Here is a 17141-nt window from a genome sequence, read left to right as displayed (position 1 = left end):
ATCAGGCTTCCTGAGCTGCGACGCTAAAGCGGCTTTGCAAGTTCTTGACACTTCCCACAAGGCGTCATCATGGCCTCCCCGCTCACTGCCGACCGCACCGAGACTCCAGCATTTTACTGACCGTCTCGCCATGAGGTGCATAGTCGCCCGAGGCTCGTAACGCCGCAGGTCAGCTCCAACAGGCCCTGACGGACGCCGGAGCGACGTTCGCAGCACACGCCGAGTCGTCTGAACGCGGGAGGAGAACTCTCGTCATGCCGCCTCATAGTGATGCGCCCGGCCGCCCCGCCATTCGATCAGCGCCGAGTTCCCGGCGACCATGTCCTCGGCACTCGTCTCATCGAGGCCCGACCGCCGCAGGAACTCGACAAGATCCCGGTCGCAGTGGGCGAGGCCGATGATCTGCCCGCGCACGGTGACGCGCCGACCGCCGCTACCACGCGGCCGGTGGACAACTATCAGCGCTCCGTCCATCCCTCCAGGATGCTCCGGGCCGCTCACTCCAGCACGCCAAGCGCGGTGTCGGGCCGGCAGAAGTCGCAGGCCGCAACGCCTTCGGCGAGGGCGGCGACAGCCTGCTCGCGGCTGACGGCCGTGGGCTGGCCGGGCGCCATCGAGCATCCGCCGACATGCACAGCTTCAGGCAGCCGGGCCTTGCCGACTCCTTGCCGTACGTAGGCGATCACCCAGTCCGGCGGAGGCGGGAGGGGGCGGCGAGCCGCTTCCTCGGCGGCCCGCCGCCCCTCACGCGCAATCCAGCGCCGCGTCCGGGCCAAATCGTCCACCTGCACGCGCTCCAGGAAGAGCAGCGCAGCGAGCCTCGGAGACACACTGTCGGACATACGTTCGAGGATAGGTCTCTCCGAGACGACCCGCCCGCGCCCAGCGCCCCTGTGTCGCGTCGCATCGCAGTCTGCGCGGTTCTCACTGGAGAATGAGTGCTCAGGTCAGCTGTGGTGCGGGGCGGCGCGCGCCGACCTCCGTGGAGTCGCGCAGCGCGGGCATACGGACCTCCCGCGTCATGCGCCTGCGACCCAGGCGCGAAGCGGAGCGTTTGGCAATGAAGGCGTACTGTCACCGTTTAGATTCAGGCAGCAGCCGGGACTCGCGCCCGTGGCCACGGCGTGGGTGGGTGCGCGATCGCGGTCGCAGGAGTCCGAGTTGCGACGGCTGGCCGACCAAGACATACGGCGCCACGAGGCGACGGCAGCCGACCTGGAGCGTCGGCGGGCGACCTACATCACTCTCAACACCAGCGCCCGCTTGTGGCGGATACGGCTGATGGAGGACCTGAACCGCATCCCCGACCAAGCAGGGGCCGTCCAGGGAGACGGAGGAGGCGCGGCTTGCGTTCCAGAACGACTTCGCGCAGGCGCAGATGCTGGTCCCCGACGGTGTGCTGGACGCCGCCAACCGCGTACGGGTCGCTCTGACCGATGCCTACAAGCGGTTCAGGCAACTCGGCGACACGTCGGCTACCGACGATCGCACGGGTGAGGAACTGCGTGCGTTCCTGCTGCACATGTGGGACGAGATCACGCAGATGCAGGCGGTGATGCGCAAAGACCTGGGGGTCGGATCCGGCGTCCCCGCGCCCTCAGAACGGCCAGGAGCATACCGGCCACCCGGGGCCTGAGAGATCTCAACGGGGCTGGGCCAGCGTGCAGTTGTGGTGCGGGAAGGCCATGTCGCCACGGACCTCCCAGCGAACTCGCCGCGCAAGTCATCGCTACCGGCTGGAGGCCACGTCGCGGGCTGCGTAGGCGAGCAGTTCAGCGATGGCTGCCTCGTCGGAGGGTGGAGGCCGTCGACGCCACTGCGCCAGCGTCTCCCGCACGGTGACCGCCACAGCCTGAACATGCTCCGCCAAGTCGTCGTCGAGTGAGGTCACCTCCCCATCCGCTGTGCGGCCCGTAACCACGATGGTCCCGGCCAGCGGGTACAGGGCCACACCCCGCCAAGCACTCGCCAATGCCCAGCCGACCAGATTCTGCGGCAGACCCAGCGTGCGGCCGCTGCCATGGAGGTGCAGCACCGCCCGATGGTGGTAGACACCCTGGTCTACGGCATCGGGGGATCCCACGTGCACGCGGATCAAGCAGAGGGCGTCCGTCTGCGGCAGGGTGAGCACGGTGACCGTGGTGTCGGGGTCAATGCGCAGGGCGCGCATGGTTCCTCCTCCGTCAGGGGTGCGGTTTATGGCGTGTCTGGGGTGGGGTGGTGGGTGAGTGTCTGCCAGCGGCGCTCGAAGTCTGCGCGTTCCCCGGCAACCAGGGTGGGGGTGACGGGCTTGTTGTACTGGGCGGTGATCCCCCGCTCCCCACACACCCGCGCCACCTCCACCAGCACGGGATCGTCGGTACGTACCCGGTGTTCAGCCCACACGCGGTATATGCGCCAGCGTACGAAGTGGCGGCGCAGGTTAGCCGCGCTGATCCGCTTGCCCCCGCGGCCCAACAGCCCTTTCCCGGCGAGGTAGGCAGACAACTCCTCATCAGTGGGCTCAACTCCGTGTTCCTCCTGGTACTGCCTCCACGCGAGGTAGTACCGGTCGGAGGCGCTCAGAGCGCCGCCCCGGCTCTCGCGTGGCGAAGACGTCGGTGCGTCGAGGGGAGCGTCCACCCGTAGGCCACGCTGCTGCCTCGCACTCTGGGCGGCAGCACCGACGGACACCGACCGCGCGCACTCCATCTGCGGCAGCGGCTCGTCGCCTTCCTCCTCGCCGGTATCGGCCACGGCCCCGGAGGGCGGCTGTCTGCCTTCCCCTTCACGCTCCGGGAAGCGCCCGACGACGTCTGGTGTGTCTTCCTCCATGATGGGCTGGCTCCCCTCACCGGTGAGGCGGTCCCGCTCGTCCACATCCGCCGCGAGGCCGACCGCATCCGGGCTGGAGGCATGTTCCTGCTCGTTGCGACGCCAAGCGCTGGCAAGGTCGCCGTCCCCGGAGTGCTCGCTCGATAGTGGTGGCCCCGAGGCTGCCGGCCGGTGGGTGTGTGGTGTGTAGCGTTGGTGAAGGGCGTGGAGCAGGGGCTGCACCTGCTGCTCGGAGAGCGGCTCGCCGGAACCCGTGGCGATCCCGAGGACATCGCGCAGCCACAGGGCCCACTGCGTGGCGGACGGCTCGACCCGGAACTCGGCAAGGAACGCCTCGTAGGCATCGGCCAACCGCCCACCAGCGTCTCCTGCCGATTGCCGCGTATCACCCGAAGGCGCAGATGTCGCCGCCGCGGCTTGCCTCGACGACGATGCTGCCCTTTCCCGACTGACGATCTCCGTCTCAGTATCGGCAACACGCTCGCCCGGTGAAAACGCCGGCCGGGCAAGGGCGCGGGCCTGCGCGATAGGGAGGAGGAGTGGTTCCTCGATGCCCGCGGCGGCGAGGCCCGCAGGGCCGGTGTCGGCGAGCGGGACGCCGAACTTCGCGAGCCGCAGCGGCATCAGGGATTCGACGGGCGCCTTGCGGCGCCAGGCGCGGCCGTAGCGGGCCTGGAGGCGCGCTTGGTAGACGAGGCGGTCCTGTTCGAGCTTGATGACCTGCTCGTAGGAGCGCAGTTCCCAGATTCTCATCCGCCGCCACAGGCGAAAGGTGGCGACCGGGGCCAGCAGCCAGCGAGCGTAACGGACGCCTTCCATGTGCTTGTGGGCGGTGATGTCCGCGATGCGGCCGACCGCGTGGCGGGCGGCTTCGACGGCGACGACGAACAGGACCGGGATGACGGCGTGCATGCCGACGCCGAGCGGGTCGGGCCAGGCGGCCGCACCGTTGAAGGCGATCGTCGCGGCCGTCAGCAGCCAGGCGGTCTGGCGCAGCAGCGGGAAGGGGATGCGGATCCAGGTCAGCAGCAGGTCGAGCGCGAGGAGCACACAGATGCCCGCGTCGATGCCGATCGGGAAGACGAGGGAGAAGTTCCCGAAACCTTCTCTCTCCGCGAGCGCGCGCACCGCCGCGTAAGAACCCGCGAACCCGATCCCGGCAATGACCACCCCACCCGCAACCACCACCCCGGTCACAACCCGGTGCGCACGGCCAAACACCACCACCTGATCGCCCCGCGCTGACACCAGCAGCCGCTCCTCCCCCGGCACCAGACCGCCAACCAGCCGCACAGGCCACCAGCGCCATAGAGTTCACAGCCTGCCACAATCAGACCTGTTTTCCCGGGCGGATTCTGTGCGACTGCCAAGCCCACCTGCTTACCCCCGTCTACCGACTCGGGTGCAACCGTGGCCGAGATCGCGCGAGCACGTGCCCCCGCGCGCACCGGAGCGGGCAAGAGCAAGCACTCACGTCGTACTCGCGGGGGTCCATACCGTGCTCATGTGCCCTGAGCAGTCAACAGTCCACGGGTTCGCGGCGTAGGCAGGAGTGAAGGGCAAGAGGTGCCTTCCGGAATGGCCTATGTGAATTTGCCTCGTTGGCGTCGACTGACACCACCACCTGACGTGGCCGTGGGTCTCGTCATCGCCGCCGGAACCGGTCGAACCATCCCGCCTAGGTCTACGCAGCTCGCTTTTACGGTCGATCAGAAAGCCGACTTTGCGCCACGGCACTGCCACGGTCGCCAGGACACTCCACGTGCCAGCCACCATGAGGACCGACAACAGCACGGCCGGGAGGGCTGCTTGCCCTCCCGTAGAACACAGGACGGCAAGATCCGCCGGTCCTGTCGCAACGATCGCCGCCTCAGCGGCGGTCGATACAAGCGGACCAGCGCCCGTTCTCGTCAGCCGGACAGGGTGGCAGAACCACTGCTCACCTCCGTCACCCCCGCCAAGATGCTGTCCCTCCGGCCGTCCCCGCCCTGAGCGGGATTCCAATGGTTCTCGTTCTCACCGAGAAGACATGATGCGAGGTTCCGTTCCGTCTCAGAGGCCGAACGTGGGAGCGGTGAGGGGCTGATCATCGGGTGGGAGCCGATGGCCTGTCATGGCGGGACCGTTCGGGCCGTGTTCGATGCCTTTTGGACTATGGACTGCCCCGCAGCAGCCAGCCACGCTGTTGCAGTCGGGACTGGGCACGTGCCCGTTCGAGGAAGAGCCGCTACGCCGGGGGGCAATATGACACACTTTCTCGACACTCTGCCGTTCGATTTCTCGCAGCAGTCCGCACAGGAAATGCTGGATTTCCTGTGCGAGACGTACTACCTCGAGCCGCCCGTACGTTCAATGACCCAGGCGGCCGGTGTGAAAATGAGCACGATCAATTTCGGCCAGTCAATGAATCTGGTATGGGCCGACATTATTCAGAAGAGTCGAAGTCAGAATAGGTTACGCGCACTGCTCCAGGTCATCAGGGACAGCGAGGACGCTGCGGTGGCAGCGAAGATCGACGAGTGGCTTGACCCGGAACCACCGGTGATCGCCCCACAGCCTGCCGATGCCCCCCAATGGAAGGGATTCGGTGGCAGTTTTGAACGCCAGATCTTCCCCGAGCCGACCCTCCTGGACGTCGCCTTTCTGCGGCGCGGCACCGAACTGGCCGCTAGCGTATGCCGCTTGCGGGCCACGGTGGGACGGCGCGACTATCTCGGCACCGCGTTCCGCATCAGCGAAAACCTAGTTTTAACCAACCATCACGTCCTGTTCGACCGAACCACGAAGGCGACAGCGGTCGAGGCTTGGTTCGGGTACGAACGTACTTTCGACGGAGCGCAGGTCGCCCATAAGGTCGTGTGGGGCCGCCCCCTGTCGATCCGGGGCTCTGCCGATCACGACTGGGCGGTGGTCGAACTCGACGGCATGCCCTCCGGGACTCCGGTCGTCCCGCTCGCAGGGGCACCGCCAGTCGCCCCGAACCACCGGGTGTACATCATCCAGCACCCCAATGGCACGCCGAAAAAGATCGGGATGATCCACAACATGGTGCGTCACGTCGATGACGACGTCGTCCAGTACTGGACCGACACGGAGGGCGGCTCTTCGGGTTCCCCGGTGTTCGACGAACGATGGCGCTTGGTGGCCCTTCATCAGTGTTCCGTGGCCCAGCAAGTGCGCGGAGCGGTGGAGTACCGCAATCAGGGGCGGCGTATCGAACGCGTTGCGGAGGCGCTGTCTAGGCTGGGGATGATGTGAGTGGGGTTCCTGTTTGAATCTCCCGAATTCTCCCTGCGCGACCCAGGAGCCCTCCGACTGGTCGAACTGCTAGCGAGCGCGTACCCCGAACCGGAAGCCATCAAGGCGCTCGCCGAGCGGGTCGGAATCCCGAAAACACGCATTGACTTCAGTGGTCCCGTCGACCAGATCTGGCCGAGGGCCCTGCGGTGCGCAGCTGCGGCCGGCAGCCTGCGGCTGCTCGTAGAGAAGGCATCGGCCGACCCGACGCAACCGGGGTACCGCGACAGGTTCAACGAGCTCCTGGCGGAGTTCGCCGATGACAGCCCGGCTCAGCACGACTGGCACCACACAGTGGCCTGCGCCCTGGCGCACCCGACGCCAGCCCGGTCACCGGTCCTCATCGCACTCGTCACCGAGACGGAGCCCCTTTCGGGGCTGGAGTACCTGACGGTGGAACATCATCTCGTCGTGACGCTGGGCCCGCGGCAGGTCGAGCGCATGGAGCACACCGCAGGAAAGGCTCTGCGCACGGGGGCATCGGTCAGCGAGATCATCGCCGCCGGCTCCCTGATCTGGAAACTCTTCACCACCGCTCAGCCACGTTTGAACGAACTGCGCCGTCGTGGGGCCGAGGCAGGCCTCACACAGCCCGTGGCCTGGTGCGGCCGCAGCGACCTGCTGGCCCGGCTGCTGCAGGCAATCCTCATCGCTCACACCGGCACCAAGGGCGCGGACGGCTTTCTCTCAGTCGGCAGCGGGGGGCATTACTTCATGCCGCTCGACGGTCCTCGGGAGAGCCGGACCATGAGGAGGCGCTCCGACTCCGCACAGCCAGAGGTGCGCTGCGTCGATCTCCGCAACGCCGAGCCGGACAGCCACGCCAGGCTGCTGCGCGGTGCGGCATCGGCGGAGGCCGCCCTCGTATTGTCGTTCGACGCGCCGGAAGCCATCGTCTCGTCTCTGGTCACCCTCATGCAGGGCGATCGCGTCAGCCCGACGCGCGCGGTGGTCGCCTTCGGCCCCACGCCGCCAGCCGTCGGCGGGATCGACGAGCTACTTAACACACTTCCGTTCGTCAGTGTCGCCGACGGCGCGTTAGCCCGGACCGATCTGCTCGACGTGCTGGAGGACGCGCTACACGAGTACGCCGGGACGCGCGCGGCAGCCTGCGTCGTGGCCGCTGTGCGTGCCGCGTGGGTACGGCGTTCGCTGGCCTGCGACGACGTGGCCGGCTTACGGAACGGACTCACCTGGAGCTCATGGGCATGGATCGGCCTGCCGCTATTCACTCAGCAGTACGACACGGTCGTACCGACCGAGTTCCCGCATGTGACGGCTCTTCGGTCTCTCACCGCCGACGGCAGGTACTTCAAGCGAGAGAAAGGCATTCCAGACATCTACAAACCCGGCGAACTGGCACGAGCCGATCTACCGAACGAGAAAAGGAAGAAGTTCCACTTCTACCTGTCGGGGGCAGGTGGCAGTGGGAAGAGCTGTCTCCTACGATTCGTGCACGACGAGATCAAGACTCGCTCGAACGCGATCCCCGTGTGGTACCGGGTGGACGCACCCAGTTCGCAGTGGAGGGAGGTGGAACGACGCATACGCGAGGAGACCATCCGGGCCGTCCGTGCGAGCAGGTTCGCTGGGGCCGCAGACGAAGTCATGGCACCCGAGGGCGCCTCCCTTGCTGCGTTCCTGCGCGAGACGGCGCAGCGTCTGCGCACCAAGGACCCGACTTTCGACGAGATCGTGATCTTCATCGATCAGCTGGAGCGTACGTTCGAGTCGGGCGACGAGCCGGACTACGATCGGCTAGACACCATTTCCCGGGATTTGATGCAGCTACTCAGAACCGTCGGAACAGGGCAGGGAGTTCGAGTCTTCATCGCCTCCCGGAAGCAGTATCTTCCCGACTTTCTCGGTTCATCGAAGATGGCTGAGGAGTGCGGACTCGAGTTCAACATCCTACAGTCACTCACCGACAGCACCGAGTGCGTCGAATTTGTAAGAAGCCTCATCGACTGGTGCTGTGAGAAAAAACTCGTCGATGAGAATCTAGCAATCCAGCCCGAGGCAGCGAGGAGCCTGGTGGAGGGCGCCAAGGGAAATCCTCTCAACATCACCCTGGCACTCATCCAGCTCCTTTCGGCCAACCCCAAAGGAAAGATCACAGAAAAGAACATAACCAGTCGGCGGCCGTGGGAGCAGCTGTTCGCCCTCGACCTCCAGTCCGCAGCCCGGGATGACCTGGACTGGTACTTCCTTCTGGCGATGGCGCACGCGCGCACCGAGATCGTGCCGTTCGAGGACGTGTGGTGGCGACTGCGCATGGTCAAGCCTCAGCTGACCCAGCGTGTCGACAGTCTCCTCAAGCGCGGCATTCTCGAACGTCTCTGGTTGATCGGCCACCTGGGCCGGACCATCCACGCCCGCTCCGACGACGGCGAACCGGCGCGTTTCGTGGAGTTCTTCCACGCGAATCTTCGTGACTATCTGCTCCGGGACGTCATGGCTCGCGGCCGACCCGGCTTCGCCACCGAACGGCCGGGCAGAGAAGATCCCGGCACCGGCACGCCGCCCGCCTGGCGAGCTCTGGACCGGCTGGCCGACCACGCGCACGACTGGGACCAGATCCAGCAGTTACTCCAGCCCGAGGACATCCACGCCCTCATGGCCCACCGGGCAGCGGTGGTCGAGCCCTACCCCGCTCCCGACGGGGGCGGGCGCCTGCCGTTCCAACTGCTGTTCAGACGCAGTCACGGCAGGGAACGCGAGAAACTGATCGAAGCGGCCAAAGAATGCTTCGTGCTCTCGGCTCTCGTACACGAGGACGCCGGACGCTGGGCGTTCGAGGAACTGTTCCCTGACATCGCCCTGCGCGTGGCAACCTGCACGGCCTGGCTGCGCGACTGTTCGCCTGGGCAGCGGACCGCCGTCCTGCGCTACCTCGTCGAGGTGCCGAGCGACGAGGCCCGTAGCGCCGTGGTCTCGTGGGTCCTCGACGAGGTGACTGAGATCCGCCACGACGTGGTACAGACGCTGGCCGACGTACTGCGGGAACCGTTGTACGCGGGCACGTACCGGAACGAGGTCATGGCCTCACTGCTCCGGACGGCACTGACCGCGGTGGACGGCGACCCCGAACGGCTGCCCCCTAGAGTGCGGTCCTTCGCCGTGGCAGCGTGCGAAGGCGACGGAGTCACCCTTCGGCGGGCGCTGGCATACTGCGCAGAGCGGCTAGGCGATGTGGACGACGCACGGATGCGGCACATGGTGCCGCTGCTGACCTCGGCATCCGTGATCGAGCAATGGCTGGCGGAGGCGGCGGTGGCCAGCGACTACAGTAGTAACCGCATCGGTGACAGGCCAGCCAGCACCCCCCGGTCCCTGCTCGACATCGCTGTGGGCAGCAGCCTCCGGGCCGTGGTCGACGAGGCGCGAGTGGCGAACTGGTCGGAGGCACTGCGCGGCCGGATCGGCGTGAGGCTCCCCGATTTCCAGGTGGTCACGGGCGACTGCGAAGCCGACGAGATCGAGTTCAGTTCGCTCCGAGACCGCATCGCCAGCAACACTTTTCATCCGGACCGGCTCTGTGTGCTGAAGCGTCAGTGGGAAGCATCCGGCGGTAGCGGCCCCTCGGACGCGCTCGATGGGTACGACGATTCCGTGGGGGAGGATGTCCTCTGGCTGCCGGCCGCCGCGCTCCCTGACCATCTACCCTTCCCCGCACGGGAATTCGACGCTGCCGTCCTCGACTGGCTCGAAGCACACTGTCGGCGCTCCTTCCACCGGATCTTCGACAGCGGGCTGTTGGCGACGCTTTACCGGGAGCTGGAAGCGCTGTCGGCGGGCCGCCCCCTGGTGGCGGTAGAGCCCTTCCGTGCCGTGATCGCGGATCTCGTGGAGGAAGGCGCGCTGTTCCCCTCTCGGCGTCGCGCGATGCTCGAGGAACTCGCCCGGCTCGACCCCGCGGACAACGCGTTGCCCGAGTTGCTGGGCCAGAAGCTCAGGGAACATATGCGCGCCGACATCTGCCGTTCGGTCGCCGACGCCTCCATGCAGGTCACAGCGCTCTATCTGGCCGACACTCTGGAGCAGGCACTTGCCGACCGGAGGGCGTCCGCGGACGGACGTAGAATTCTGGTCCTGAGCCCGGCCGACGCGGAGATGGTGTCCACGGCGGTCCTGCGTCAGTTCCTCGCCGTACTGAACGACGCCAGGCGACCACCACCGATCCTCGCCACCATGCCCGATCTCCGGCATGCCCTGGCCAAGCTTCTGCACTGCTTCGACCCGCGCATTCGCGTGCTCAGCTTCACCGAGCTGGATCATCCCGCGCTCATTCTGGTACCGGCCGATTACCCGGTCAGCGTGCCGAGGGCGCTGGAGGCTCCAGCGTGAGCCCGCCGTCCACAGACCCATACGCGCAGTTCTTGGCCAGCGCTGACGTGGCGACGTGGCGTGGCTGCCTCGACCGCGCAGTGCTCCGCATGGCGGAGTACCTGGACGATAGCCAGCGTCCCGCCCTGCTCGCACAAGCGCTGTGTATGACGATGTATCTGCAGTGGCTCAGCAGGTTCAGCGGCGATCTGCGCGCTGAGCGCGAGGCGCGGCAGTGCCACGACAGTCTTCGAGCGGAGCTCTACGCCCGTTCCGTGAGCCACTCGGGCCCCGCATGGAACATCTGCTGGGGTCTGGTGCTGGGATGGGACGGTTACCGGGGCCGGGCGGCACAGCTCCTCAAGCAGGACGGCCGGATCGCTCCCGAACATGTGCCGATCGTCCTCGCCAACACCGACATCGGCTCCCTCTCGCAATTGCGTCCCCTGTTCCATGGCCCCGAGCGGTGCGGTTTTCTCCCCGTCCTGTACATGTACGGGGAGAAACTGGTGGCCGTGGGAGCCGTTCATGAGGCACTGAGCCTCGTCAACAGCCAGGACCCGGGCGGGGCGGAACCCCTTCTACTGGACGTGCGCGGGTCGGCCGGTGAGCGGCTGGGGCGATGGGACGACGCGCACACGGCGTATTCCCGGTCGCCCTGGCCGGTCCATCGCGTCCGCGCCGCGATGGTGGGCACCATCGCGGGAATGTCAGGGAAGCCGACGGAGGATCTGGTGCTGGACGAGCCCGTACGGCAGGTGATCGAGGGCAGCGATAGTGAGCTCGATCAGAGTGAGATCATCCGGCGAACTGCCTTTCTGCACGCGTGCCTCCAACAGTCGGGCACTAACTGGCTGGTCGAGCTGGAACTCGGCAAGCTGAGCTCTGGCCGACGCCGTTACGCCGAAGCGGACCTGCACTTCCACCAGGCCCTGAGGAACGCTCCCCAAGACGCGCGCTACGCTATTGCCCAACTCCGCTTCAGCAACCTGACCTGGGTGAGTGACGAGCGGTCCTACTCTCCGCTGCGGATGCTCCCCGAGACCTGTACGGCGGGATGGGAAGCCCTGGCGCTCAACTCCGACCTTGTGGAAACAGCGTACATCCGCATCTGGATGGCGTGCGAGTCCGGGGAGCTGGGACTGATCCCGGCGTCGTTGAGTGGCTTGTCTGCGCAGGAGCGGGGTGAAGCGTACGAAGCGGTCCTCGACATCGGCCGTGCCCTGGACGCATGGCTGGACAGCTTGGCCATCGGCTACTCGCACCGCTGTGCGTCAAGTGTGCTGAAGACTCTGGGCAAGGCGGGCTTCAACCGGTCGGCTCTTCATCTCGCCGGGCTCGTCCTGAGCGAGTCCGCAGACGATTTCTTCAGTCTCTGGGAAACCGCTGAGTCAATCGCGGGCCTGGGTCCCGGCGACCGGCCGGAGACGGATACGCGCGAACTTCTGGAAGTGAAGAAGCGCTTTCACCAACGGATTGTGGAGCTTAGCCAGTTCGAGTTCAAGAACGCTATACGAGCCTACGAACTGGTAGCGCGGGTCGGCCACCACGGCCAGGCCGAGGACCTACTCCTGCGGGCCGCGAAGCAGGCGGAGAGCGTTTCCGAGCTCCTAGCGGTCGCCGCACTCCGTCGACGGGTCAGGGCTGCCCCGACCCGCCAGGAGGGCCTGCGGTGCCTCACCCGTGCCCGGCGTGAGGCTCGCCAACGCCTCGAACGGCTGCAGGTCGCGTACGAGTTGTTCTGCTACGGACAGATCCGGGATGCCCGCAGCCTCCTCGTGGGCGAAGGAGTGTTCGCGGGCGATCAGTCACTCACCCACGTCGAGATGATCGTCGTACTGCAATGCCGTCAGTGGTTAACGGACCGGGAAGTCGATGATCTCGTCCACAGAGCGGTGCGCCGGCTCAACCTCGACCACCGGTCTGGAGAGCTAGGAGAGTTCGGCCGACTGTACGGAGAACGGCTCCTCAACGTGTTCGAAGACTCCGCCCCACTGAGCGAACGCATCAGCCGGGTTCTCGACAGCGCGTTGGTCGCTCCCCTGCCCGGGACCGCGTGGCTTGGCCAGTCGAACGACGACTGGGAGACGATCCGAAAGCGCATCGACAGGGCGGTGGACTTCGAGCACGACAACCAGGCCCTGGACGTCACCGCATGCCTTGGATCCGCCGACTTGGCGCAGTCGTTCGGCCTGCGCTTCGCGGTCTGCGGCCACCTGCGAGAGCGCATGCATGCGCTCCTCGCCGAGCTTCGACGGGACGCTCCCGTGCTGCCAGCCGAGGAGACTCCGGTTTCCAAGCGCGATCCCGGAGTCAATTCCCGGACGATCCAGTTGTGCGACCTATGGCGTGCGCGCCTCACCGCGGCACCGGGCAACGACGAGGAGCGGGCCGTCTCCGCGCTTCAGGAGTTCTTCGACACGGAGCAGGCTCTGCTAAGGCAGTGGGAAAGCCATCGGCGGCAGACAAGCGCGCCGAAGCTGCGGCGCACGCTGCGCGTGGCCGAGGCGTTGCGGGATTCCTTGGATAAATTGCTCGGCTCGCCCGAGCGCGAGCACGCCCACCCGGTACTGCGGTCCCTCTTCCGGCACATCGACCGAGACGTTGCCGGATTCTCAACTGAGGTCACGGAGCGCATCGAGGAACTTCGCGGCGATCTGGCGGACGTGCCCGCCACGGAATCCGGGGGGAACACATGATGGAGGGCCCACCGGGGCCGACCCACGATCCCCTGACCGGGCGGTGGCACAATCTGCTCACCAGGATGGGGCCTGTCTGTGAGGGCCGTCCGGTAGAGAGCACCCGACGGAGTGTCCGAAGCCTGGGCTCCGGTCCGGAGCAAGAGCGTCACCTCGGCATCCGCGAGATCGTCGTAGACGCAGGGAGCGCACATCGGTCCCGGCTCGATCTCCTCTGTGTCGCGCTGCTCGAACGACAGGCGCAGACCGGACCGAGGGGCGTTCCGGAGCTGGTCGTCATCGGAACCGAAACGCTGCGAGCACAGAGTTCGCCCACCATCTCGGCCGACCCAGACGCCGTCATCCCCCTGGGTGCTATGGGTGCTGGCTCCCTCACCGTGTCGCTGGCTCTCTTCCGTATGGAACGTCGGTCACGCCTGCGCGACATCGTCGATTCCATCGAGGATCTGGGCCGACTACTCGACTATCACGGTGACGTCACCGGTTCCACGGCCGTGGCGTGGAACCTCGTGCGCCGACTCGAGGCACTGTCGGCAGCACTGGGGGTGACCGTACCCGTCACGGGCACCGCACGCTTCCAGGCGGGCCACGACGGCCAGGAAACATACCAGTTGCTGATCGGCTCGTTCAGGTCGCATGGATCCACGTGGTCGTCTGGGCCCGGCCTCGAGGTACGGGAGGGAACTGTGATACAGGCGGGACCCGCCGCGAGCGAGGCTGGCTGGCGGGGTACGGACTTCATGCTCCTGCGTGCCGGCCTGCCCATCTCCGCGCCGCGCGCCGACGTGCGCACCCTGCAACAGCGCAGCCGGGACCATAGCTTGACGGTGGTCAGGCCGGGCGCGGAAGTCGTCTACGACGAGGAGAGCTCGAGCGTTCGTGCCGCCCGGGTCCGGCAAACGTCGCGAGCCGGCCGCATCGTCAAGCTAGCGGTGGCGGGCGAGGCGGCGGCCGCCCGTACCGAGTACCGGGCCGCCCTGGCTCAGCCCGGAGCCGACGGCCCGCTCATCGACAGCCTGACGAGCCGGATCACGAGTCTGCACGAATACTGGCTGGTGGACGACGTGCTGGGAGGTGCCGGGCAGGCGAACGCCGGGGATGCACTGCCCGAGACCGCCACGTCCTGGCAGTTGCGCGACCGCCTCGGCGCACGCCTGGACCATCTGCTGGGCCTGCTGCCACAGGCGTCAGCACAGACTCCGGAGCAGTTCCTTCCCATGGTCACGCCGATCATCTACGAGCTCGGTGATGCCCTGGTGCCCCTCGCTGACTCCAGGCAGGATGGGGGTCGGTTCCTGTACGAGCTCATCCCCGCCATGAAGCACCGCATCTTCGCGGACACGGGGGTGCGGGTCCCGGGGGTCCGGGCACGTGGCACCGTCTCCCTCTCAGCCCACGAGTACGAGATCCAGGTCGACGAGGTGCCCGTGCTCAGCGGCTTCGTCACCCCAGATGCACGGTACGTCGTCGAGCGGGTCGGGCGCGAGGCGCCGGATCGGTACGCGGAACCAACGAGCGTGCACCCGCTGACCGGAGCGCGCGGATCATGGCTTCTGTACCCGGCCGGCCATGACGACGGCACGGAAGGCGAGCACGTCACGGCCGCCGAGTATCTCATCCACCGGCTGGACATGGTCCTCAGAACCCACCTAGTGCACTATCTCGGCGCCCAGGCGGTGGACGGTCTCGTCGAGGGCTGGACTAAGGAGGACGACGACGGGCTCGTCGGCTCGGTGCTGACGGACAAGGCCGCCGTGCTGAAGCTCACTTGGGTTCTGCAGGCGCTCGTGGCGGACGGTGTACCGATCACCGACTGGCAGTCGGTCCTGCGCGCGCTGCGGGACGCGGGAGGGATGACGGCTCCGACACGCACCTTGTGCCGGGCCGCGCGGAAGGGGCTGCGGCACCGACTCGTGGCAGCGCGAGCCGGCCGCCGGAGCGTCCGTGTCCCCGCCAGGCACGAGGCGGTCCTGCTGGGCCGACCGACCCCGCACGCCGCCGTGGAACGCGGGGCGGCGCGAATCCGGTTCCTGCACTGGCTACGGCAGGCGGTCGAGCTAGACGGCCCAACGCTGTCGCTGGTCACCGGTTCACAGGACGCCCGAGAACTGATAGCTCCGCTTGTGCACGCCGAGTACCCGTTCGTCATGACCTGCTCGGAAGAGGAGTTGACCCCGGATGGGACCTGATGGTCCAGCACTCACAGTCACCGTGACGCTGGCTCCGCCTGTGTTCGATGCCGCCGATGCTGCGGTCCGCCGACGGGTCGGGGCCGAGCTGAGCGGGCCGGCCGCGGAACTCGGGATCCCCGGGGCGCCTTTTGTGCACTTCGTGAGAGGAGATGCGGACGGGTCGGCGGTTCCGCCGGTCCGCGTGTCGGCTGACGGGCGACGCTGCCATGTCCCGGACACGGCCATCGGCCAAGCGCTCTCCTACGTCGATGGCAGCCCCCTGGTCGGCACCCGGACGGACTCCGCGGCTCTGCTCGGTTCGGGGGCGGGCGCGGACGCCAGCCGGCTTGGGGAGCTGCTCGCGCTCGTCTGCCGCGGTGCGCTGCTGGCCCGCCCGGCCAGCTACGACGAGGCGACGGAATCCGAACAGACAATCGATATCCTGATCGATCCTGTCTACCTGCGGGACCTGACGGCGGAGCCCACAGCCACCGATCTCTTCTCCCTCCTGCGGGAGGGCCTGTTCACCGAGTTGGGTCTCGTCCTTCCGCCGTTCCACGCCCACCTCGATCCGTCGCTGCGCGAGGGCGGCTTCGCCTTCCGCGTCCAGGGGATGCGTACGCCGCCTCGGATCGGCCTCACCAAGGGGACCGTCCTGGTCGACGGCACCGTGGAGCGGCTCGCCCTGATGAATGTGACCGCTCAGGCGACGACTCTTCCCGAGACCGGACTGCCCGCAGCAGTCGTGACCGCGGAACACGGCGAGATCCTCGAGGCGGCCGGGCTCACCACCTGGGATCCGCTCAAGTATCTCGTTCTCAGCCTCACCGGCACACTGCGGTCCCAGGCGCACGCCCTGCTCACCCCCAATGTCGCGGCTCGTATGCTCGACGACCTCGGCAGCGTGTTTCCCCTGGTCGCGGACGCTGCCCGCAGCCACCTCCCGCCCAGTTTACTGATGGCCGTCTTACGGGGCCTGCTCCAAGACGGGGTGTCGATCCGCGACCTCCGGCGAATTGTAGAACTGATGCTGCGTCACGTGATGGAGCGGGAGCCCTCGCCTGATCCCGACGACTGCGTCGCGTTCGTTCGGGCTGGACTCGCGGACCACATCGCGTCGAAGGCTGCCTGTGGCTCCGGGACCATCATCGCGTTTCTGCTCTCTCAAGAGCTGGAGGATGCCGTCGCCAAAGAACTTCGCGCGCCAGCGAGCGACCGCTCCGAGGAGGTGGCGGATCGCCTGAGTGCGGCCCTGGAGGCGCAGCTGGCCTACCGCTCACCTGCTGCCCCGCTACCGGTCGTCCTGACGCAGGACGACCGGCGGGTTCCGGTGCGTACCGTGCTGCGCCACCGGCTGCCGCGGCTCACTGTCCTGAGCTACAGCGACATTCCCCCCTACTACAACATCCAGCCGATCGCCCGCGTCTCCTGACGCAGGCTGGGAGCCGGAGGTCATGCGTGTGCCTCCGGTAACCGCCGGGCGCGCATCACTCCTTCGAGCGCCTCCAACACCACGGCTCGGTAGACCCGGGAGCGGCACATCGGGCATCGGCCCTGTTCCACCCCCTCCACCACCACAGGCTTGCCTTCGACGGTCATCTGCACCTCGACGGTCCGGCGCTCGTAGTGACCGGCACAGGGACAGCGGTCGTAGCGGGAAGCGGCAGAAAGGGCCATGGGGACAGCGTAGGGCGATGGTTGCCCCTGGGGACCGGAAACGTCGCCCCCCCCACCACCGGGAGGCCCCCTCATGCCCGTCACCCTCACCGCCCCCAACTCACCAGCGATTCGGTCGACATAGACAGGTCCAACGCCGCCCGCATGCTGGACACCC

General features: G+C 67.1%; 11 protein-coding genes. 6 read left to right on the top strand and 5 right to left on the bottom strand.

From position 1 onward, the window contains the following. Nucleotides 1-252: 252 nt before the first annotated feature. Together IE252_RS32360 and IE252_RS32355 are read right to left on the bottom strand one after the other, a co-directional pair. Nucleotides 253-474, bottom strand: a complete 222-nt coding sequence (locus IE252_RS32360) for a hypothetical protein (RefSeq protein ID WP_190093005.1) — start codon at nucleotides 472-474, stop codon at nucleotides 253-255. A 23-nt stretch (nucleotides 475-497) separates the two neighbouring features. Beyond that, nucleotides 498-842: a DUF6233 domain-containing protein gene (locus IE252_RS32355; RefSeq protein ID WP_190093004.1), complete on the bottom strand. Its 345-nt coding sequence runs from the start codon at nucleotides 840-842 to the stop codon at nucleotides 498-500. Nucleotides 843-1378: 536 nt separating this feature from the next. Here IE252_RS32355 and IE252_RS32350 point away from each other — a divergent pair. Next, on the top strand, nucleotides 1379-1636 hold the full coding sequence (locus tag IE252_RS32350; RefSeq protein ID WP_190093003.1) for a hypothetical protein: 258 nt from the start codon (nucleotides 1379-1381) through the stop codon (nucleotides 1634-1636). 93 nt (nucleotides 1637-1729) lie between these two features. Here the strand turns inward: IE252_RS32350 and IE252_RS32345 are convergent, their stop codons facing one another. Further along, nucleotides 1730-2170: a hypothetical protein gene (locus IE252_RS32345; RefSeq protein WP_190093002.1), complete on the bottom strand. Its 441-nt coding sequence runs from the start codon at nucleotides 2168-2170 to the stop codon at nucleotides 1730-1732. A gap of 26 nt (nucleotides 2171-2196) precedes the next feature. Further along, nucleotides 2197-4041, bottom strand: a complete 1845-nt coding sequence (locus IE252_RS43475; RefSeq protein WP_229848940.1) for a DUF2637 domain-containing protein — start codon at nucleotides 4039-4041, stop codon at nucleotides 2197-2199. A gap of 1017 nt (nucleotides 4042-5058) precedes the next feature. On the opposite strand from IE252_RS43475, the gene IE252_RS32335 reads away from it, so the two are divergent. From IE252_RS32335 to IE252_RS32315, 5 genes are all read left to right on the top strand, one after another. Further along, nucleotides 5059-6072: a trypsin-like serine peptidase gene (locus IE252_RS32335; protein ID WP_190093001.1), complete on the top strand. Its 1014-nt coding sequence runs from the start codon at nucleotides 5059-5061 to the stop codon at nucleotides 6070-6072. Further along, nucleotides 6073-10458, top strand: coding sequence for an FHIPEP family type III secretion protein (locus tag IE252_RS32330; protein WP_190093000.1), 4386 nt, complete (start codon nucleotides 6073-6075; stop codon nucleotides 10456-10458). An 89-nt stretch (nucleotides 10459-10547) separates the two neighbouring features. Continuing rightward, nucleotides 10548-13136, top strand: a complete 2589-nt coding sequence (locus tag IE252_RS32325; RefSeq protein ID WP_190092999.1) for a hypothetical protein — start codon at nucleotides 10548-10550, stop codon at nucleotides 13134-13136. Nucleotides 13137-13492: 356 nt separating this feature from the next. Then, nucleotides 13493-15325 (top strand): FHIPEP family type III secretion protein, encoded by a 1833-nt coding sequence (locus tag IE252_RS32320; RefSeq protein ID WP_190092998.1) that lies wholly within the window; start codon nucleotides 13493-13495, stop codon nucleotides 15323-15325. A gap of 22 nt (nucleotides 15326-15347) precedes the next feature. Next, complete coding sequence (locus IE252_RS32315; RefSeq protein WP_190092997.1) at nucleotides 15348-16739, top strand: FHIPEP family type III secretion protein; 1392 nt, start codon at nucleotides 15348-15350, stop codon at nucleotides 16737-16739. A 20-nt stretch (nucleotides 16740-16759) separates the two neighbouring features. On the opposite strand, the gene IE252_RS32310 is transcribed toward IE252_RS32315, so the two are convergent. Further along, nucleotides 16760-16984: a hypothetical protein gene (locus IE252_RS32310; RefSeq protein ID WP_190092996.1), complete on the bottom strand. Its 225-nt coding sequence runs from the start codon at nucleotides 16982-16984 to the stop codon at nucleotides 16760-16762. Nucleotides 16985-17141 lie beyond the last annotated feature (157 nt).

The sequence above is a fragment of the Streptomyces melanogenes genome, from assembly GCF_014649795.1.
GTDB classification, from domain to species: Bacteria; Actinomycetota; Actinomycetes; order Streptomycetales; family Streptomycetaceae; genus Streptomyces; species Streptomyces noboritoensis.
The sequence above is the reverse complement of the archived record's forward strand: the minus strand, read 5'-3'. Positions and strand labels throughout refer to the sequence as shown.